We start from the raw sequence: 19,713 nt of genomic DNA, 5'->3' as shown, positions 1-19,713 counted from the left end.
TCTGCATGTCTCGTACCTCCCTGCGCCGCGTTGCGGCAGCAGCCGCGTCAGCCGCGATCGTCGCAGCGGGTGTCACCGCCGGAGTCGGCTTCAGCGCCGGAACCGCGGCTGCCGCACCCGTGTGCCAGCAGTCGTCGAACACGACCAAGCAGGACTTTTGGACGGTGGGTGTCACGCACACCTACAGCAAGACCGTGGACGTCACGGAGGCGGCCGCCGGCAACGAGGTGACCTACAAGACGGTCGTCGGCACCACCGGCATCGGCAACCCCTACGTCGACCGGATCACCGACTACCCGCCGGCCGGGTTCGGCGCGCCCGTGAAGGCGCGGGTGACTGCCCTCCATGCGCTCCCCGGGTCGCAGATCACCGAGACCGTGACCCCGACCAAGAACGGTGCCGGGTGGAGCGCCACCAGCACCGGGTGGTTCGTGAACTCCGGTAACCCCGTCACCCTCGAGATCACCTACGTGGTCCCGGACGGCGTGAAGGCCGGCGACCTGGTCACCAGTGGCGGCATCTCCACGGGCGGCACCGTCGGTGTCGGCGCCGACTTCCCGGGCCTGACGTCCTGCTTCACCGGCCGCGGCAAGAACGCCGGCGAGGCCGTGAGCGGCAGCCTCGACACCAGCGGCCTCGGCTCGGCCGACGGCCAGCTGTCCTCGACCGGGTCGATCAGCAACGTCCTCGGTGACGCCATCACCCGGGTCCTGCAGAACGGCAGCTAGCAAGTTCGCCGCGCGCGCCCGAGGGCGGCGCGTCGGCGCCTGACGACGCGGGCCTCCGGTTCGATGGTCGTGTCTCGGACGCGATCATCGGCCGGAGGTCTTTTCGTTTGCGCGCGAACCTCGATCTCGAGGGCGCGCACCCGCAGCTCACAGCTGGCTGCGGATCAGCTTTCCCGTGACGGTTCTCGGCAGTGCGGCTACGAACTGAACCTCGCGGGGGTACTTGAAGGCGGCCATCGAACGACGACCGTGCTCGATGAGGTCAAGTTCGCTGAGTTCGGCGCCATCGCGGACAACGACGAAGGCCTTCACCGACTCGCCTCGGTAGTCGTCCGGAATGCACACCACCGCAGCTTCTTTCACGTCGGGATGGTTCAGCAGAACCTCCTCGACCTCGCGCGGCCAGATCTTGTACCCGGACGCGTTGATGACGTCGTTCTTGCGGTCCAGGACGTAGAACCAGCCGTCGCCATCCATGAATCCGACGTCGCCGGTAAGGAACGTGTTCGTACCGGTCTCCGTCGCACCGACATCCGCGTTCGGCCAGTATCCGGGGACGACCTGCGGCCCGGTGGTCACGAGCTCACCGACGTCGCCTACTGGAACGTCCTGACCCGCTTCGTCGATCACTCGAACATCCGTGTTGTACACCGGAATTCCGACCGACAGCACCCCGGTTTCGGGGTCCACCGGTGCTCGCCGGCCGAGCGGCACGGCGTGCGACGGCGAACTCGTCTCGGTCAGGCCGTACATGTTGTGGATGTACTTGCCGAATGCGGTTTCGAGTCGGGCCAGGACGGCGGGGGACACCGGCGCACCGCCCGAATACAGCGCGGCCAGCGAGTCGAGGTCGGTGGCGTTCGCCCCGGCGTCGGCCAGCGCGATGTAGGCGGTGATCGCGGCCATCGCGAACGTCGGCCGGTGCTCACGAACGGAGTCGATCATCACCTCCGGGTGGAAGCGGTGTGACAGCACCAGAGGCGATCCCAGCAGGAAGCCCACCATCACGTGTCCCACCAGCCCCGAGATGTGGAACAGCGGCGAGAGCCCGAGCACGCGGTCGCTCGGACCCAGTCGTGCCCAATCCCGGTACACCTGCGCGCTGAAGACGAGGTTGCGGTGAGACAGCATGGCTCCCTTCGGAACACCGGTGGTTCCGGAGGTGTACATGATCATCGCCAGGTCGTCCGGAGTGGGGCTGTCGGCGATCGTCGGGCGGCGGGTGCGGTCGTGGGCGCCAACCAGTTCGTACAGGTCGGTGGCGCCCGTCGGGATCCGGTGGGTCGACGCGAACAGGCGGGGATCGTTGCGACTCTGGCCGTCGAGTGCGGACACGGTGACGACGTTCTCGATGGGGCATGAGCGAAGCGCCGCGGGCGCGACGGTCTGGAACACGTCCTCGAGGACGAGGAGCGCCTTGGGTTCGCAGTCGTTCACGAAATGGGCGAACTCCCGTTCCTTGCACATGGGGCTGAGCGCCACGGGCGTGCCCCCCGCTCGCCACGCCGCGACGACACCGATCAGGAAGGCCGGGTTGTTCTGCGTGCACAGCGCCAGTCGGTCGCCGCGGCCGAATCCCAGTCCCTGGAGGTGGCAGGCGAGAGCGTCTGCCGCCGAGCTCAGTTCGCCGTAGGAGACGGTGCCGTCGAAGTAGTGGAGGGCGACGGCCTCTGGCCCCCGCTGCACCGCGGCGTCGACCATCGCCAACGCGGTGTCGAAGTCGGGAGTGATCGAACCGGGATGTTCGGCGGGGAAACCGGCCAGCCACGGCCTCTTCGGGGACGTCACCTTCTCACCTCTCTCGATCCCGCACCGCTTGCCGCCCCGGAGGGCCCTCGGCGAGACGCACTAAACCCTACGACACGAGACGTGATCGGACCTGGTGATCCGGTGGCTACCATGTTCAGCATGGCTGAACGAGCTGCTGTCGCTGTGGGCCCGAATGTGCGCCGCGAGCGAAACCTCGTGGGGTTGACCCTCCGCGAGCTGGCGGCCCGTCTCGGCGTGAGCATCGGAACGATGAGCGCGATCGAGAATGACAAGGTCTCGCCCACGTTGGCGCGCCTCCAGGAGATCGCCGAGGAGCTCCGGATTCCGGTCAAACGGTTGCTCGACGGCCCGGTCGCCGAACCGTCGGTCGTGGATCCGGTCGCCGGCGCGGAGGGGACGTGGCGTGAGTTCGCACCGTTGTCGGTCGATCCGGTGTTGGGTTCGGCGATAGACGTGTTCACGGAGACCGGCTATCACGCGGCGACCATGCGGATGATCGCCGACGGTGCCGGTATCAGCGTGGCGGGCGTCTATCACCACTACCGCAGCAAGCAGAGCCTGCTGGTCGCCATCGTCGACATGATCATGGAGGAACTGCGGCCGCGGCTGATCCGGGCCCGCGACGACGGCGGTTCGGATCCGGTCGAGCGCTACTCGAACATGGTGGAGGCACTGTCGCTCTACTACGTGGTGCGCAGCGACATCGCGGTGGTCGGTACCAGCGAGACCCGAAGCCTGGAGGAGCCCGCGGCGGCCCGCATCGCAGGGGAGCGGCGCGCGCTGCAGGGACTGATGGACGCCGAACTCGATCGGGCGGCCGCTGCGGGCGCGGTCACCCATCCTCGGCCCTACACGACCGCGCGGGCGATCACCACGATGTGCACCGCGCTGCCCCAGTGGTTCGACCCGATCGGCCCGCTCTCCCCGGAGCAGATCGCGCAGGAGTACGCCGGTCACGCCCGCGCGATGCTCGGCATGCGACCGGCGTACTCCTAGCCCCGATCAGTCGACTGCGGCGTCGGTGGCGCGCCTGTGTCGCTGCATTCCCGAGATCCAACGGTCGATGTCGGCGGCCTTCCGGGCACGGAAGTCGGCCACCTCGGGGTGGGGAAGGACGAGGAACTGATTGCGGTCGACACCGTCGATCGCCTGGCGGGCAACCTCTTCCGGCGTCATCACTTCGCCCGCGCGGGTGATCGTGGCGGCGGCCGATCGCATCTCACGGTCCGCCGATTCGGAGGCGTCACCGATCATTGCGGTCGCGATACCCATCGGGCACACGCAGGTCACCGATACGCCCAGGTCGCCGTACGTGACGGCAAGCCACTCGGCGAATCCCACGGTGGCGTGCTTGGTCACCGAGTACGTCGGCGACCCCAACTGGGTCAGCAGTCCCGCCGCCGAGGCGATGGACACGAAACGACCACCGCCTCGCTGCAGCCACGACGGGACGAGAAGGCGGGCGGCGCGTACGTGGGCCTGTACGTTTACTTCCCACGACGTGGTCCACTGCTCGTCCGAGGCGTCCAGGCCGAAGCCCTGGAAGACACCGGCGTTCGCGACGTACAGGTCCACCGGACCGAAAGCCTCCTCGGCGAGCGCCACCGAGCGTTCGATGTCGTGTGCGTCCGAGGCGTCCCCGGCGATCCACCTGACCCGGTCGCCGTGTTCCAGGCGCAGTGTCTCGCCGGCCACCTGCACGCCGCCTTCGTCCCGGTCGGCCAGGACCACGCGGCATCCGCGGCCCAGCAACTCGCGCCCGAGGGCGAACCCGAGTCCGTGCGCAGCGCCGGTCACGATGGCGACCGATCCACTCAGTTCGGGCCCCATCACAGTGCTCCCGCCGCCGGAATTCCGTTGTCGCGCATTGCCCGACGCAGGATCTTCCCGGTCGCGGTCTTCGGCAGCTCGGAGACCACCACGATCGAGCGGGGGTACTTGTAGGCCGCCATGCGCTCGCGACAGAACTCGATCAGCTCCTCCTCCGTCGCCGAAGTGCCCGGAGCGAGCGACACGAAAGCCTTCACGGTCTCGCCGCGGTACTCGTCGGGGATGCCCACGACCGCGGCCTCCCGGACGGCGGGGTGACCGTACAGCACGTCCTCGACCTCGCGCGGCCACACCTTGTAGCCGGAGGCGTTGATCATGTCCTTCTTGCGGTCGACCAGATAGAACCAGCCCTCCGCGTCCATGAATCCGACGTCCCCGGTGCGCAACTCGCCGCCCGGCATGGACTCGGCGGTCGCCTCCGGGTTGTTCCAGTAGCCGGGCGCCACCTGCGGACCGGTCGTGGCGAACTCCCCGACCTGCCCGGCGGCAACCTCGTTGCCGTGCTCGTCGAGCACCCGGACGACGGTGTTGAACACGGGCACGCCGACCGAGAGGGCACCGGACTCGGGATCGACCGGCGCGCGCATCCCCGCGGGCACCGCGTGCGAGGGGGAACTCGTCTCGGTGAGCCCGTAGATGTTGTGGATATAGGTCCCGAAAATCGATTCCAGGCGGTCCGCGACCGCCGGCGCCACGGGCGCGCCGCCCGAGTAGACCGCACGCAGCGACGAGAAGTCGTCTGGGCAGGCGCCGTCCGCGCCGGCCAGCGCGATGAAAGCGGTGATCGCGCCGATGGTGAACACCGGGCGGTGCTCCCGGATGGAATCGAGCATCACCTCCGGTTGGAAGCGGTGCGAGAGGACGACCGGTGACGCCGTCAGGAACGCCACCATGATGTGCCCGACGAGTCCGGAGATGTGGAAGAGCGGGGCGATTCCGAGCACCGGGTCGCCGTCACGCAGGTGGGCCCAGTCGCGGTACGTCTGGGCGTTGAACGCAAAGTTCGCGTGAGTATTGACGGCGCCCTTCGGCTTACCGGTCGTCCCCGAGGTGTAGGTGAGGATCGCGAGGTCGTCGCCCGCGAGCGTCACCGGGGCGGGACGGCGTCCGTCGTGGTCGGCGATGATGGTGTACAGGTCGTCGGTGGGCAGGCTCCGTCGGGCCAGTCCACCGAACACGCGCTCGTCGTCGCGTCGCTGCCCGTCGAGCGCCGACGTCGTCACGACCAGTTCGACCGACGTCTCCTCCTGTCCGAGCACGGGTTCCGCCACCGACTCGTACAGGTCGTCGAGGACGAGCAACGCCCGTGCGCCCGAGTCCTGCAGCAGATAGGCGACCTCTCGTTGCTTGTTCATCGGGTTGACGGCGACGCCGGCACCGCCGCACTTCCATGCGGCCAGCAGTCCGATGACGAACGCCGGGTTGTTCTGGACGAACAGCGCCAGACGGTCGCCGCGGCCGAAGCCGCCGCGCTGCAGGTGGTTCGCGAGGGCGTCCGAGGCGGCATCGAGTTCGCCGTAGGTCAGCGTCCCGTCGAAGTACCTGATGGCGGGCATGTCCGGGGCGCGCCGCACCGCCGATCGGAACATGTCGAGACCGTTGCGGAACTCCGGGGTGATGTCGGGGCTCAGTCCCTCCGGATAGAGGCGCAGCCAGGGGCGGTCCCGGTAGGTCACTTGATCACCACCGGGTTCACCGGGGCGCCGGTGGCCTGATGGATCTTCAGCGGGGCCGCGACGTAGAAGAACTCGTAGGTTCCGTCCTCGGCGCAGTCGGCGGCGAGCTTCTCGAGATCGCAGATCTCGGTGAAGGCCACGCCCAGGTTGCGCATCAGGGCGTTGTGCAGGACCAGCGCCATCCCGTTGTTGGGATCGGTGGTCACCTCGTTGGCGATGGTGTCGGTGACGAGGTTGGGAATCTCCTTGTCCTGGAACCACTTGACCAGTTCGGGGGAGTAGACCAGGCCGGGCTCACAGAAGTCGGCGTAGAAGGCGTCCCGGTCGCGGAAGAACATCTCGAGATGGTTGGTGCGGATGATGATGATGTCGCGGTTCCGGATCTCGATCCCCTGACGCTCCGCGCAGGCCTCGAGATCGTTGTGGTCGAAGGTCTCGCGCTGCCCCAGGAACTCCTTGCCGAAGTGTCGCGCCATGTCGAGCAGGATCGCCCTGCCGACGACACCGCGCTGGGCGATCGGTTCCACGCCGGCCTTGTCCATGCCGCCGACCGTGGTGCGGGCGTCGTAGCCGTTCCAGATCTTGCCGTCGTACCAGACGTGGCCGAGGGCGTCGTACTGCGTCGAACCCTGCAGGAAGGCCTCGATCTTGTCGTCGGCGTAGTGGAGCCCACCGGGGAAGCAGGGGCCCGAACCGCCTTCGTCCCAATCGGATTCGTCGTAGATCATCTCGCGCGCGGCCGGTGATCGACCGGGCCACACCGGATCGCCCTTCGGGTCCCCGATCAGTCGCTGGAGCGTGAAGACCGACCCGCGCCGGATCAGCGCCGCGCCGGCGATGACCTGCTCGGCGGTCAGGTAGTTGAGGCTGCCGACTTCGTCGTCAGCCCCCCACTTGCCCCAGTTGCTGGGTGATGCATCCAGCAGATCCGTGAGATCTGACAGTTCGATGTCGGCGGACATGCGCTTCCCTTCCTCCCAATGAACTGAACCGAGCGAGCGTTCAGGCGGTTCAGGGAGAGGGTGGCAGGCGAAAGGCCGCGTAGTCAACCCCCACTTGATGATTGGTCCGCCGGGATTCGAGGCTTGTTCAGTCAGAGTGAACAGTCGGGCGAGTGAGGCCGAAGTCGGACGGTGAGGCGCAGGACAGGACGGCCTGCCGCTCGGCGCACGGGCCGCCCCCGTCCCCTCCTGCGCTGGGCTAGGTTTCGATCATGAAGACGCTTACGGCCGCGTCCGCCGTGTCGGTGTTGTGCACCGTCTCGGTGTGGCTGTTCGTGGTGCCTCAACTGGTGAGCACCGGGATGGTCGAGCCAGGCCCGCTGTTCGAGTTGATGGTGGTGCTACCGACGCCGATCGGGTTGATTGCCGCACTCGTGGGGGCTGCGGCCGGCCTGTTCGGGCTCGTGCGCCGTGGCGTACGGGTGGACATCGCTCGACTGCTGATGGCGCTCGGACAGATTGCGACGGTGGTACTGGCCGTCGTGATCATCGTATGGGCGCTGGAGTTCGGATCGACCGGTTGGGAACTGATGGCGTTGCCCGCGTCGCTGCTGCTGGGCCAGATCGTCGTCGCGGCCGGTCTGTTCACCGGTGCCTCGGTACGGCTCCGACGTGTTCCCTGAGGGAGGTCGTATTGCTTCAGTCCGCTTACCCGACGGATCGGTCGATGACATCGAGGGGCCGGACTTCTTCCGCCCCGCGCGCGAAACGGGGCCAGGTTAACCGACCGGCGAGCACTGGGTGCACGGTGCGTCGGCGACCCCGGCTAGACTTTGCCCTGGCAGCGCGCCGCCCGGCCTGCCGATTCGATCCCAGAGGGAAGGGACCACACGCCCCGTGTCTCCGCAGGTAGATACCGTCACTCACGCTTCCGCGACTCCCGACGTCGCTCAGCCGTTCAAGGAACTGGGCCTCAAGGACGACGAGTACGCCCGCATCAAGGAGATTCTCGGCCGCCGTCCCACCGACGCCGAGCTCGCGATGTACTCGGTGATGTGGAGCGAGCACTGCTCCTACAAGTCCTCCAAGGTCCACCTCAAGTACTTCGGTGAGACCACCACCGACGAGATGCGCGCGTCGATGCTCGCCGGTATCGGCGAGAACGCGGGCGTCGTCGACATCGGCGACGGCTGGGCCGTGACCTTCAAGGTCGAGTCGCACAACCACCCGTCGTACATCGAGCCCTACCAGGGCGCGGCGACCGGCGTCGGCGGCATCGTCCGCGACATCATGGCGATGGGCGCGCGTCCGATCGCGGTCATGGACCAGCTGCGCTTCGGTGCCGCGGACCACGCCGACACCCGCCGCGTCGTCGACGGCGTCGTGCGCGGCGTCGGCGGCTACGGCAACTCCCTCGGCCTGCCCAACGTCGGCGGCGAGACGGTGTTCGACGCCTCCTACCAGGGCAACCCGCTCGTCAACGCGCTGTGCGCGGGCGCGATGCGCGTCGAGGACCTGCACCTGGCGTTCGCGTCGGGCGCCGGCAACAAGATCATCCTGTTCGGTGCGCGCACCGGCCTCGACGGCATCGGTGGCGTGTCGGTGCTGGCGTCGGAGACGTTCGACGAGAGCTCCGGCGGCCGCCCCAAGAAGCTGCCCGCTGTCCAGGTGGGCGACCCGTTCACCGAGAAGGTGCTCATCGAGTGCTGCCTCGACCTGTACAAGGCCAAGCTCGTCGTCGGCATCCAGGACCTCGGCGGTGCCGGGCTGTCCTGCGCGACGTCGGAGCTGGCCGCGGCCGGTGACGGCGGCATGCACATCGACCTGGACAAGGTCCCCATGCGCGCCACCGGCATGACCGCCGCCGAGGTGCTCTCCAGCGAGTCGCAGGAGCGCATGTGCGCGGTCGTCACCCCCGAGAACGTCGACGCGTTCATGGAGGTCTGCAAGAAGTGGGACGTCCTCGCCACCGTGATCGGTGAGGTCACCGACGGCGAGCACCTCGTCATCGACTGGCACGGCGAGACCGTCGTCGACGCCCCCGCGCGCACCATCGCCCACGAGGGTCCCGTCTACGAGCGTCCCGTCCAGCGTCCCGACACCCAGGACGCGCTGATCGCGAACACCACCGCGGACCTGAAGCGTCCCGAGACCGCCGACGAGCTCCAGGCGACGCTGCTGAAGATGATCGCGTCGCCGGCGCTGTGCAGCCGCAAGTGGATCACCGAGCAGTACGACCGCTACGTGCGCGGCAACACCGTGCTCGCCGAGAACGCCGACGGCGGCGTGGTCCGCATCGACGAGGAGACCGGACGCGGCATCGCGCTGGCCACCGACGCGTCGGGCCGCTACACCATGCTCGATCCGTACGCCGGCGCGCAGCTCGCGCTCGCCGAGGCGTACCGCAACGTCGCCGTCACCGGCGCCACCCCGAAGGCCGTCTCCAACTGCCTCAACTTCGGTTCGCCCGAGGACCCGGGCGTGATGTGGCAGTTCCAGCAGGCCGTGCGCGGCCTCGCCGACGGCTGCGCCGAGCTGGGCATCCCGGTCACCGGCGGCAACGTCAGCTTCTACAACCAGACCGGATCCACCGCGATCCTGCCGACGCCGGTCGTCGCCGTCCTCGGTGTGATCGACGACGTGCACCGTCGCATCCCCACCGGCCTCGGCCTCGAGCCCGGCGAGACGCTGATCCTCCTCGGTGAGACTCGAGACGAGTTCGACGGCTCGATCTGGGCGCAGGTCGAGCACGGCCACCTCGGTGGCGTGCCGCCGAAGGTCGACCTCGAGCGGGAGCGGCTGCTGGCCGACATCCTGCTGGCCGGCTCGCGCGACGGCCTGATCTCCGCCGCGCACGACCTGTCCGAGGGCGGCCTCGCGCAGGCCGTCGTCGAGGCCGCGCTGGCCGGCGAGACCGGCTGCCGGATCCTGCTGCCGGAGGATGCCGACCCGTTCGTGACGCTGTTCTCCGAGTCGACCGGGCGCGTGCTGGTCGCGGTGCCGCGCACCGAGGAGACCCGCTTCACCGGCATGTGCTCGGCCCGTGGTCTGCCGTGGGTCCGCATCGGCGTCGTGGACGAGGGCTCCGACTCGGTCGAGGTGCAGGGACAGTTCTCGGTCACTCTGGCCGAGCTGCGCCAGACGTTCGAATCGACCCTCCCGGCACTGTTTGGGTGATGTGTGACGGACTCGGGGGTCGAACGGGAGGCGGTCGCTGAGCTGCGGGAGGACCCGCAGCCGTCGACCCCTGCCGTCACCCCCGGGTTCGACCAGCGGCACCCGCTCGTCGTGTGGGCGTGGGGTCTGCTGCACCTCGACTTCACGGGAATCGCGTTCGGAACGCTGTTCTTCTGCTGGTCGCTGACGCCGTCGCTGCTGCCGCGTGACTGGCTCTTCCAGGGCCTGATCGGCGGCATCAGCGCCGCGATCGGCTATGCCGTCGGCACCGCGATCGGATGGCTGGTCTGGGAATTCGGACTGGCCCGCCGATCGTGGTGGCCGCTGCCCGGCCGGATCATGCTCGCCCTCAAGGTCGCGGTGCCGGTGCTGTCCATCGTCGCGGCACTGATCATGCTGACCTACTCGGCCGGCTGGCAGCGCGAACTGTCGACGCTCATGAACGCCGAGGGCACGACCACCACCGGCTACTTCCGCACGCTCGGCCTGAGTGCCCTCGTCGCGGCCGCGATCATCTCGCTGTGGCGGGTGCTGCGCGATCTCGTCCGGTGGGTGGCGCACCAACTCAACCGGCTGCTCAAGATCCCACCGCCGGCCGCCTCGGCCGCCGGCCTCGCCGTCGTGCTGGTGCTGGTGTTCATGCTGGTCGACGGCATCCTGCTGCGCGTCGGCTACGCCGCCGTCAACTCGGCCTTCAGCCTGCAGAACAACGAGACCCGCGCCGGCGCCGTGCAGCCCCTCCTGCCCGAGAAGTCGGGCAGCCCGATGTCGCTGGCGCCGTGGGACACCCTGGGCTTCGAGGGACGCAACTTCGTCTCCGGCGGCATCCACGCCGGCGAGCTGACCGCCGCCAACGGCAAGCCCGCGAAGGAACCCATCCGTGTCTACGCCGGGCTCGAGAGCGCGGACGACACCGCCGCCCGGATGAAGGTCGTGGTCGACGAACTCGACCGGACCGGGGCCTTCGAGCGCAAGGCGCTCGTCATCATCCCGACCACCGGCACCGGCTGGGTCAACCCGACCGCGGCGCAGGCGATCGAACTCGTCGAGAACGGCGACAGTGCGCTGGTCGCCGCCCAGTACTCGTACCTGCCCAGCTGGATCTCGTTCATCGCCGACCGCGGTAAGGCGGCCGTCGCCGGCGATGCGCTGATCCATGCGGTGCACGACCGCTGGCTCACCAAGCCCGAGGCCACCCGGCCCAAGCTGTACGTGTACGGCGAGAGCCTCGGCACCCAGGCCGGAGAAGGGGCGTTCTCCGGTCTCGCCGACATCCGCGAGACCGTCGACGGTGTGCTGTGGGTGGGGCCGCCCAACGCGAACCCGCTGTGGCAGTCACTCACCGAGCGGCGCGACCCCGGCACGCCCGAGGTCCAACCCGTGTACGCGGACGGTCTGGTCGTCCGGTTCGCGGACGACGCCGCCGCCATTCCCGGGGCGCCGGGACCGTGGCTCGAACCGCGGGTGCTGTACATCCAGCACCCGTCCGACCCGGTGGTGTGGTGGTCGCCCGACCTGATCTTCGCGCGCCCCGACTGGCTGACCGAGCCACCGGGATTCGATCGGCTGCCGTCGATGAAATGGTTCCCGTTCGTGACGTTCTGGCAGGTCAGCGCGGATCTCGCGAATGCGGCCGGAGTCCCGGACGGGCACGGGCACAACTACGGCACCACGATCCTCGACGGCTGGGTCGCGGTCGCCCAGCCCCAAGGCTGGACACCGGCCGACACCGAACGCGCGCGCGGCGTGCTCGAGTCGCTGCGCGGGCACGACGGGCCCGAGAAGTGAGACCCGCGCCGTCGGTCGCCGCGGCGGTGTCGTCGGTGGCGCTGGTGGCGTGGAACAACGCGGTACAGCCCGCGCTGCGGCTGTCGCCGCGCAGTCGCGCGACCGCGGGAACCCTCCTGTCGGTCGGTGCGACCGGTGTCGGGCTGGCGAGCGGGCTGCGTCGAGAAGAACTGGGTCTCGCGAACTTCCGGGCCGGATTGGTGTGGGGGAGTGCCGCCGCCGCGATCCCCGTCGTCGGCTACGCGGTGGCGCTGGCGATGCCGTCGCTGCACAGCAGGTTCGCTGTGTCCGGCGAGGTGCGCCACGACTTCGCCGAGTGGGTGGGCGCGCACATCCCGTTCGGCACCGTGATCACCGAGGAGCTGCTGTTCCGCGGGGTGCTGACCGCGCTCACCGACCGGGCGTGGCCTGCGTCGGCGGCCGCCACGGTGCGCGCGGCCGCCTTCGGTCTCTGGCACGTGCACCCGGCGCACGTCGCGAACGACTCGGTGCCCGGCACCGTCGCGTTCACGGCGCTGGCGTCGGTCGTCTTCGACCGTCTGCGCGCCCGCAGCGGCAGCGTGCTCGCACCGGCCCTGCTGCACCTGGCCGTCAACGTCGGCGGCGCACTGCTGCTTCGCCGGATCCAGGTGACCACCGATGTCGCCGAGGTGCCGCTGCCACCGATGTGAGTGGTGTCAGGGCAGCCCGGCCATGCCGTACACCCGGTCGGCGTGGATCCGCAGAACCTGGCGGCGCTCGTCGATCATCGCGCGCCGGAACTGGTCCCAGTCCTCGTGCTCGCGTCCGGCCGCCGCGCGGTACGTCTCGACGAGTTCGTCGACTGCGGCGTCGTGTGGATCGGCCGCGACCGCGGACAGTTCCGCGTCGCCCTCGAGGACGGCGTAGCTCCAGAAGTCCGGTGCGCTCACGTGCAGGGAGACCCGCGGGTCGCGCGCGGCGTTGCGGGTCTTGGCGCGGTCCGCGGTCACCGAGACCCGGGCGGTGCGGGTTCCCGGATCCCACGCGTACAGGACATTGGACAGCTGCGGTCGCCCGTCGCGCTTGAGCGTCGCGAGAATCGCCTTGTTCTGTGACGCAACGAGATCGAGAAGCGGACGCTGTGTATCGACGTCGGTGCTCATGGCTGGTGCAACCGCGCCGCTCGCGGGGTTGTTCCGACGGTCAGTAGATTCACCCTCCATGCCAGCCCGTCGTGCCGTCGATCCCGCCGAACTCCGCAGCGCCCTGCTCGCCGTCGGGCCGTGGCTGCGGGGCGAGGACGACACGAAGCCGGCCCGCGCCGTGCTGGCGGCCGCGGTCCGGCTCAGCGCCCGCACCCTCGAACAGATCGCCCCCGGTTCGAGCGTCGAGGTGCGGGTGCCGCCGTTCGTCGCGGTGCAGTGCATCGAGGGGCCCCGGCACACCCGTGGCACGCCGCCGAACGTCGTCGAGACCGACCCCCGGACCTGGCTGCAGTTGGTGACCGGACTGGTCGGCTTCGACGACGCGACCGCCGCCGGATCGCTCGACGCGTCGGGCAGCCGGGCGGGGGAGATCGGCCACTGGTTGCCGCTGCTTCGCCTGTGATCGGTGTGTGACGGGCGTCGCTTCGACGTGATCCGGAGCACCGAGGGTCGAGTCATGTGAGCGCGGTCGTTAGAATGGGGCACGCCCCCCGCACCGAATCCCCTTAGGGAGCGTTTGCTGTGACTCGTGCCGAACTGTCGGTCAACAGTCGGAACCTTCTCGCTACGACCGCACCGGACGAGGACGAGAACGAACCTCGTGAGGAGTGTGGCGTCTTCGGCGTCTGGGCGCCGGGTGAGGACGTCGCCAAGCTCACGTACTACGGGCTCTATGCCCTCCAACATCGTGGCCAGGAGGCCGCCGGCATCGCCGTCGCCGACGGCTCGCAGGTGCTGGTCTTCAAGGACCTCGGCCTGGTCAGTCAGGTGTTCGACGAGCAGACCCTCGGCGCGATGCCGGGGCATGTCGCCGTCGGCCACTGCCGCTACTCGACCACGGGCTCCACGACGTGGGAGAACGCACAGCCGATCTTCCGCACTACCGCCGCCGGCACCGGCGTCGCGCTGGGCCACAACGGCAACCTCGTGAACACCGCCGAGCTGGCGCAGCGCGCCCGCGAGGCCGGACTGATCAACGAGAAGCGCCCCGGTGCGGCCACGTCGGACTCCGACATCGTCGGCGCCCTGCTGGCGCACGCCGCCGCCGACAGCACGCTCGAGCAGGCCGCGATGAAGCTGCTGCCGACGCTGCGCGGTGCGTTCTGCCTGACCTTCATGGACGAGCACACGCTGTACGCGGCGCGCGATCCGCACGGCATCCGCCCGCTCTGTCTGGGTCGACTCGACCGTGGCTGGGTGGTCGCGAGCGAGACCGCCGCCCTCGACATCGTCGGTGCGTCGTTCGTGCGCGAGATCGAGCCCGGTGAGCTGCTCGCGATCGACGCCGACGGCGTCCGGTCCTCGCGGTTCGCGAACCCGGAGCCCAAGGGCTGCGTGTTCGAGTACGTCTACCTCGCTCGCCCCGACAGCGTGATCTCCGGTCGTTCGGTGCATTCGACCCGCGTGGAGATCGGCCGCCGCCTCGCCAAGGAGCACCCCGCCGAGGGCGACCTGGTGATCCCGGTGCCGGAGTCGGGCACCCCCGCCGCGGTCGGCTACGCGCAGGGCTCGGGCATCCCCTACGGCCAGGGCCTGATGAAGAACGCCTACGTGGGCCGCACGTTCATCCAGCCGTCGCAGACCATCCGTCAGCTGGGCATCCGGCTGAAGCTGAACCCGCTCAAGGAAGTCATCCGCGGCAAGCGTCTCGTCGTCGTCGACGACTCGATCGTGCGCGGCAACACCCAGCGCGCGCTGATCCGCATGCTCCGTGAGGCCGGCGCGCTCGAGATCCACGTGCGCATCGCCTCGCCGCCGGTCAAGTGGCCGTGCTTCTACGGCATCGACTTCGCGTCGCCCGCCGAGCTCATCGCGAACGGTGCCGAGGGCAGCGGCGTGAATGCCACGTTCGACGAGATGCTCGACGGCGTGCGCCGGTCGATCGGTGCCGATTCGCTCGGCTACATCTCGATCGACGGCATGGTCGCGGCCACCGAGCAGCCCCGCTCGCGTCTGTGCGCGGCGTGCTTCGACGGCACCTACCCGATCGCGCTCCCGGAGGGGGGCATCGGCAAGAACGTCCTCGAGGGGATGTTGGAGTCGGCCGCGGGCGCGGCGGTCAGCCATGACAACGACAACGCGGACGCGCTGTCGCGCCCCTAGTTCGCAGGACGCTGCCGGGGTGCCGTGGGTACTCCGGTAGCGTTAGGGCGCAATCGAGGTGATTGCGCTGTACCCGTATGCCCGACGACGGCTGGCGCCGAAGTCGACATTCACCGAGATCAAGGCTGGAGCCAGAAACCGATGACCGAGGACAGTACCCGCACGCAGGGCGCTTCGTACGCCGCCGCCGGAGTGGACATCGAAGCGGGCGACCGGGCAGTCGAGCTGTTCGCCCCGCTGGCGAAGAAGGCCAGCCGCCCCGAGGTCATGGGCGGCCTCGGCGGGTTCGCCGGTCTGTTCTCACTCAAGGGTGACTACAAGGAGCCGCTGCTCGCGGCCTCCACCGACGGCGTCGGCACCAAGCTCGCGGTCGCGCAGGCGATGGACAAGCACGACACGGTCGGCCTCGACCTGGTCGCGATGGTCGTCGACGACCTCGTCGTGTGCGGCGCCGAGCCGCTGTTCCTGCAGGACTACATCGCCGTCGGCCGCGTCGTGCCGGAGCGCGTCGCGGAGATCGTCGGCGGCATCGCCGAGGGCTGCATCCAGGCCGGCTGCGCGCTGCTCGGTGGCGAGACGGCCGAGCACCCCGGTGTGATGGCGGATGGTGACTACGACCTGTCCGCGACCGGTGTCGGCGTCGTCGAGGCCGACCAGGTGCTGGGGCCGGACCGGGTCCGCCCGGGCGACGTCGTGATCGGCATGGGGGCGTCGGGCCTGCACTCCAACGGCTACTCGCTGGCCCGCAAGGTGCTGCTCGAGATCGATCGCATGTCGCTGACCGGTCACGTCGACGAGTTCGGCCGCACCCTCGGTGAGGAGCTGCTCGAGCCCACCAAGATCTACGCCAAGGACTGCCTGGCGCTGGCGGCCGAGACCGACGTGCGCACCTTCTGCCACGTCACCGGCGGCGGTCTCGCGAACAACCTCGCGCGCGTGATGCCCAAGGGCCTCGTCGCCGAGCTGGATCGCGGCACCTGGAGCCCGGCACCGATCTTCACGATGATCGCGCAGCGCGGTCGCGTCGAGCGCGCCGAGATGGAGCAGACGTTCAACATGGGCGTCGGCATGGTTGCGATCGTGGCGCCCGAGGACGTGGACCGCGCTCTGGCGGTCCTCACGGCCCGCCACATCGACTGCTGGACGCTCGGCAGCATCAAGAAGGCGTCGGACGCCGACGCGGCACGTGCGCTGCTCCTGGGCGATCACCCGCGCTTCTGACACCTGCACGAACCGACGACATCGTCCCCGGGGTCCACAAGGATCCCGGGGACGATGTCGTCATGCGTCAGTTCCCGACAGGGACGGCGACCGCCGGATACCACGAAATGAGGGGGAGCCGTCGGGCTCCCCCTCATTTCGAGGTAATCAGGTGACGTCGGTTACGACAGTCAACGACGCCAGTCGTCGTAGTCGTCCTCATCCCAGCGCGAGCGAGGATCCTCGTCGGCGCGCTTGTCCGCGATCACTCCGCCGTTGCGGGGCGAGCTCGGTGCTCCGCCGTTCGAGAGCTCTCGTTGCAAGCTGTCGAAATCCGTGGACGGCGAGCTGTACTTGAGCTCCCGTGCAACCTTGGTCTGCTTTGCCTTAGCCCGGCCGCGGCCCATGGCTGACCCCCTCGCGCTTTCGCGGGGCGGCCTGGGGAATTTGGCGGCCCCGCGTGAGTGTTGAATGTTTTCCTGCTCAACACTCTAGCGTGGAAAAGTCACTTCCGCTCCCACGTCCCGTCCCCGGCAGTGTCTGATTTGTCTCACAGGCCCCGTGAGCTGCTGTGATGCGGGGTTTCTGCAGGCTAGAACACGCCGGGAACGGCACGGATGGTGCCGACGCGGGCGCCGCCGCCGAGAACCGGCTGTGAGGCCAGTGCGGCGTGATCCTCCGACCACGTGACGCCGAGTCGGTGCAGCAGCGCGGCGGTCAGCGGGAGGCGCGCGCGTTCGTGCCCGTCGTCGATCTTGAACGCGAACGCGGTGCCGTCCGGCAGCGCCCCGGCGTGGATGCCGTCGGCGCCGGCCTTGCACAGCAGTCCCGGTACCGCCGGCATGAGCCGTGCGTCGTCGCGGCCGGTCCCGGAGATCACGTGCGGGTGCGCGCGGATCGCGTCGGCCACGGACCGCTCCGGGGAACCCGGCGCCGCGGTGACGAGCCGGGAGTACGCGCGGGCCAGGTTGGTCAGCGACAGCGGGATGATCGGCAGCCCGCAGCCGTCGATGCCCAGTTCGGTCTCCGGTTCGCCGCTGAGCTCGGCGACCGTGTCGATGACCGTCCGCTGCAGCGGGTGGCCCGGGTCGAGGTACGAGTCGGTGGGCCATCCGTTGGCCGCACACGCGGCGAGCATGGCGGCGTGCTTGCCCGAGCAGTTCATGTAGACCGTGCGCGGGGGATTGCCGGACGTGAGGACCTCGGCCCGGGCCAGCTCGTTCGCGGGCAGGTCCGGCGGACACTGCAGATGCGTCTCGTCCAGCCCCGCACGACTCAGGAGCGCCTCGACCAGTTCGACGTGCGCCGTCTCGCCCTCGTGCGACGCCGACGCGATCGCCAGCTCCTCGGTCGAGCGCGGCACGAATCCGCTGCGGAGCAGCGCCACCGCCTGCATGGGCTTGTTCGACGAGCGCGGGTAGATCGGGGTGTGCACCTCGCCGTGCGCGAGCGTGGGCGTGCCGTCCGGAGCGAGCACCACCAGCGATCCGCGGTGCACGCACTCACGGAATCCGGATCGGACCACTTCCACCAGTTCGACACTCACGACGACACCTGTTCTTCCAGACGGCTCAGGAACTTCCGGACGCGGGCGTCCGCCCCGTCCGCGAGATCGGGTTGCCCGGCGAGGAGCGCGCGCAGCCGGGCAGGGTCGTCGCCCACGAACACGTCGCGGACGGTCACCCCGTGCGCCGGGACCGACAGGACCTCCACCGGGTCACCGGCCTGCAGGTGCCCGGGCGCCAGCACCCGCAGGTAGGCGCCGACGTCGGCGCGCGCGGTGAAGCGTTTGACCCACTGCGGTTCGCCGGTCCAGTGCGCGAACGTCCCGCACGGCACCCGCGGCTCGGTGACCTCGAGCTCGGTGGTGCCGATCCGCCAGCGAGTTCCGATCACCGCGTCGGTGGTCGGGACGCCCACCACACGGATGTTCTCCCCGAACCAGCCGGGTGCGAGGGACCGGCCGAGCTCGTCACCCCACCGGTCCGCTTCCTCCGCGGAGTACGCGTAGACGGCCTTGTCGCGGCCGCCGTGGAACTTCGTGTCGCACACGTGGTCGCCGGTGACCCCGCCCAGCTCGACCCGCACCGGGCCGTCGACGGGCCGCTTGTCGATGGCCGTGCGCGGTGACCGTTTGCTCGGGGCGTCGCGCTCGGCGAACACGACGCACACCGCCTCGACGCGCCCCGTCACCGGCGGCCGCGCAACCGGTCGACGGCTTCCCGCCCCGCCTGGACCTCGTCGTGCCGGGGCACGGAGTCCTCGTCGATCGACGCGGCGCAGGGTCCGGTCACGAGTGCGGTGTCCGCGGGCACGGTCCGCTTCACGAGCGCGAGCGCGATGGGCCCCCACTCGAAGTGGTCGACGACGGTGCCGAGTCGCCCGACGGCGCGGCCGTCGGCGGTCACCGCCTCGCCCACCTCGGGGCGACCCTCGGCGGAGCCGTCGAGGTGCAGCATCACCAGGTGCCGCGGCGGCTTCCCGAGGTTGTGCACGCGCGCCACGGTCTCCTGGCCGCGGTAGCAGCCCTTGTCGAGGTGCACGGCGCCGTGCTCGGCGGGGCCGCCGATCCAGCCGGCCTCGTGGGGGATGGTGCGGTCGTCGGTGTCCACGCCGATGCGCGGCCGGTACGCGGCCACCCGCAGGGCCTCGAACGCCCACGATCCGGCCGGTCGGGCCCCGGCGTCGGTGAGCGCGGTCCACCACCGGGGCAGGTCGGAGCGCGGCACCAGGAGGTCGAACGAGTCCGCGGTGGGCCACGGCATCCGGCGCAGGAACCCGCCGCCCTCCAGCGACACCGCCTGGTAGACGTCCGGCAGGTCGGTGACGCCCAGCGCCGCGAGCACCGCGGGCGAGGTCGCGTCGGGGCCGATCAGGCTCAGCACGGCCATGTCGTTGCCGTCGCGGGGTTCGGCCTTGGACCAGAACACCATCTTCTGCAGGAAGCCCAGCAGGTCGGGTCCGCGGTCGGCCTCGGTGTCGATCCAGGTGACGCCGTCGATGTCGGTCTGCACCCAGTGGTGCTCGATCCGGCCGTTGAGGTCGAGGCTGAGGTTCTCGGCGCTGGTGCGGTCCGGCAGGGCCGCGACGTGCTGGCTGGAGATGGTGTGCAGCCACGTCAGGCGCTCGTCGCCGGAGATCGCGATCACGAACCGGTGGGAGCGGTCGACGACGGCGACCGCGCGGGTCGCGGCGCGCTGTTCGGCGAACGGGTCGCCGTAGTGCCAGGCGACGCCGGTATCGGGCGATCCCTCGGGCGGCGGTACCGCGCCGGGCGTGGAGAGCAGTGGACTGGGTGCAACGAGCGGAGAGTCGGCCACACGGACATTCTAGG

The 19,713-nt window shown here is 69.6% G+C and carries 18 protein-coding genes; 9 read left to right on the top strand and 9 right to left on the bottom strand.

Annotated elements, in window-relative coordinates; translation table 11 throughout:
- Positions 1 to 5: 5 nt before the first annotated feature.
- The gene (locus tag ABI214_RS09525) at positions 6 to 728 is read left to right on the top strand and encodes a hypothetical protein (RefSeq protein ID WP_348609256.1); all 723 of its coding nucleotides are present in this window, start codon (positions 6 to 8) and stop codon (positions 726 to 728) included.
- Between the two features lie 147 nt (positions 729 to 875).
- On the opposite strand, the gene ABI214_RS09520 is transcribed toward ABI214_RS09525, so the two are convergent.
- Positions 876 to 2,516, bottom strand: a complete 1,641-nt coding sequence (locus tag ABI214_RS09520) for a class I adenylate-forming enzyme family protein (protein ID WP_348609253.1) — start codon at positions 2,514 to 2,516, stop codon at positions 876 to 878.
- A gap of 120 nt (positions 2,517 to 2,636) precedes the next feature.
- Here ABI214_RS09520 and ABI214_RS09515 point away from each other — a divergent pair, with 120 nt between their 5' ends.
- On the top strand, positions 2,637 to 3,494 hold the full coding sequence (locus ABI214_RS09515; RefSeq protein ID WP_348609250.1) for a TetR family transcriptional regulator: 858 nt from the start codon (positions 2,637 to 2,639) through the stop codon (positions 3,492 to 3,494).
- Positions 3,495 to 3,500: 6 nt separating this feature from the next.
- On the opposite strand, the gene ABI214_RS09510 is transcribed toward ABI214_RS09515, so the two are convergent.
- From ABI214_RS09510 to ABI214_RS09500, 3 genes are read right to left on the bottom strand one after another with little or no spacing between them, the layout of a single operon-like run.
- Positions 3,501 to 4,328 carry an SDR family oxidoreductase gene (locus ABI214_RS09510; protein WP_348609247.1) on the bottom strand — a complete coding sequence of 276 codons (828 nt, stop codon included), beginning with the start codon at positions 4,326 to 4,328 and terminating at the stop codon, positions 3,501 to 3,503.
- Positions 4,328 to 6,004 (bottom strand): class I adenylate-forming enzyme family protein, encoded by a 1,677-nt coding sequence (locus ABI214_RS09505; protein WP_348609244.1) that lies wholly within the window; start codon positions 6,002 to 6,004, stop codon positions 4,328 to 4,330. The genes ABI214_RS09510 and ABI214_RS09505 overlap by 1 nt, the downstream gene beginning before the upstream one ends.
- Positions 6,001 to 6,966 carry a cyclase family protein gene (locus ABI214_RS09500; protein WP_348609241.1) on the bottom strand — a complete coding sequence of 322 codons (966 nt, stop codon included), beginning with the start codon at positions 6,964 to 6,966 and terminating at the stop codon, positions 6,001 to 6,003. Before ABI214_RS09500 ends, ABI214_RS09505 begins: the two co-directional genes overlap by 4 nt.
- Before the next feature lie 251 nt (positions 6,967 to 7,217).
- Between ABI214_RS09500 and ABI214_RS09495 the strand changes: the two genes are divergently transcribed.
- From ABI214_RS09495 to ABI214_RS09480, 4 genes are all read left to right on the top strand, one after another.
- Complete coding sequence (locus tag ABI214_RS09495; RefSeq protein WP_348609238.1) at positions 7,218 to 7,628, top strand: hypothetical protein; 411 nt, start codon at positions 7,218 to 7,220, stop codon at positions 7,626 to 7,628.
- 214 nt (positions 7,629 to 7,842) lie between these two features.
- Entirely contained in the window at positions 7,843 to 10,122 is a 2,280-nt protein-coding gene (purL, locus tag ABI214_RS09490; protein WP_348609235.1) for a phosphoribosylformylglycinamidine synthase subunit PurL, read from the top strand.
- Positions 10,123 to 10,125: 3 nt separating this feature from the next.
- Entirely contained in the window at positions 10,126 to 11,910 is a 1,785-nt protein-coding gene (locus tag ABI214_RS09485) for an alpha/beta hydrolase (protein WP_348609232.1), read from the top strand.
- Positions 11,907 to 12,581, top strand: a complete 675-nt coding sequence (locus tag ABI214_RS09480; RefSeq protein WP_348609229.1) for a CPBP family intramembrane glutamic endopeptidase — start codon at positions 11,907 to 11,909, stop codon at positions 12,579 to 12,581. Before ABI214_RS09485 ends, ABI214_RS09480 begins: the two co-directional genes overlap by 4 nt.
- A 6-nt stretch (positions 12,582 to 12,587) precedes the next feature.
- Here ABI214_RS09480 and ABI214_RS09475 read toward each other — a convergent pair whose 3' ends face one another.
- Positions 12,588 to 13,034: a PPOX class F420-dependent oxidoreductase gene (locus tag ABI214_RS09475; RefSeq protein WP_348609226.1), complete on the bottom strand. Its 447-nt coding sequence runs from the start codon at positions 13,032 to 13,034 to the stop codon at positions 12,588 to 12,590.
- A 58-nt stretch (positions 13,035 to 13,092) separates the two neighbouring features.
- Here ABI214_RS09475 and ABI214_RS09470 point away from each other — a divergent pair, with 58 nt between their 5' ends.
- From ABI214_RS09470 to purM, 3 genes are all read left to right on the top strand, one after another.
- The gene (locus ABI214_RS09470; RefSeq protein WP_348609222.1) at positions 13,093 to 13,479 is read left to right on the top strand and encodes a sterol carrier family protein; all 387 of its coding nucleotides are present in this window, start codon (positions 13,093 to 13,095) and stop codon (positions 13,477 to 13,479) included.
- Between the two features lie 119 nt (positions 13,480 to 13,598).
- A complete protein-coding gene (gene purF / locus ABI214_RS09465; RefSeq protein ID WP_348609219.1) occupies positions 13,599 to 15,179 on the top strand; it encodes an amidophosphoribosyltransferase in 1,581 nt (526 codons plus the stop codon).
- Between the two features lie 141 nt (positions 15,180 to 15,320).
- Positions 15,321 to 16,400: a phosphoribosylformylglycinamidine cyclo-ligase gene (purM, locus tag ABI214_RS09460; RefSeq protein WP_127918058.1), complete on the top strand. Its 1,080-nt coding sequence runs from the start codon at positions 15,321 to 15,323 to the stop codon at positions 16,398 to 16,400.
- Positions 16,401 to 16,570: 170 nt separating this feature from the next.
- Here purM and ABI214_RS09455 read toward each other — a convergent pair whose 3' ends face one another.
- The 4 genes from ABI214_RS09455 to ABI214_RS09440 all read right to left on the bottom strand — a co-directional run bounded on the left by ABI214_RS09455 (position 16,571) and on the right by ABI214_RS09440 (position 19,699).
- Positions 16,571 to 16,786 (bottom strand): DUF3073 domain-containing protein, encoded by a 216-nt coding sequence (locus tag ABI214_RS09455; RefSeq protein WP_348609215.1) that lies wholly within the window; start codon positions 16,784 to 16,786, stop codon positions 16,571 to 16,573.
- Positions 16,787 to 16,971: 185 nt separating this feature from the next.
- Positions 16,972 to 17,925, bottom strand: coding sequence for an asparaginase (locus ABI214_RS09450; RefSeq protein ID WP_348609212.1), 954 nt, complete (start codon positions 17,923 to 17,925; stop codon positions 16,972 to 16,974).
- Positions 17,922 to 18,572, bottom strand: coding sequence for an MOSC domain-containing protein (locus tag ABI214_RS09445; RefSeq protein WP_348609209.1), 651 nt, complete (start codon positions 18,570 to 18,572; stop codon positions 17,922 to 17,924). The genes ABI214_RS09450 and ABI214_RS09445 overlap by 4 nt, the downstream gene beginning before the upstream one ends.
- Positions 18,569 to 19,699: a YgfZ/GcvT domain-containing protein gene (locus ABI214_RS09440; RefSeq protein WP_348609206.1), complete on the bottom strand. Its 1,131-nt coding sequence runs from the start codon at positions 19,697 to 19,699 to the stop codon at positions 18,569 to 18,571. Before ABI214_RS09440 ends, ABI214_RS09445 begins: the two co-directional genes overlap by 4 nt.
- Positions 19,700 to 19,713: the final 14 nt, after the last annotated feature.

This window comes from Prescottella soli (assembly GCF_040024445.1).
Classification (GTDB): Bacteria; Actinomycetota; Actinomycetes; order Mycobacteriales; family Mycobacteriaceae; genus Prescottella; species Prescottella soli.
The sequence above is the reverse complement of the archived record's forward strand: the minus strand, read 5'-3'. Positions and strand labels throughout refer to the sequence as shown.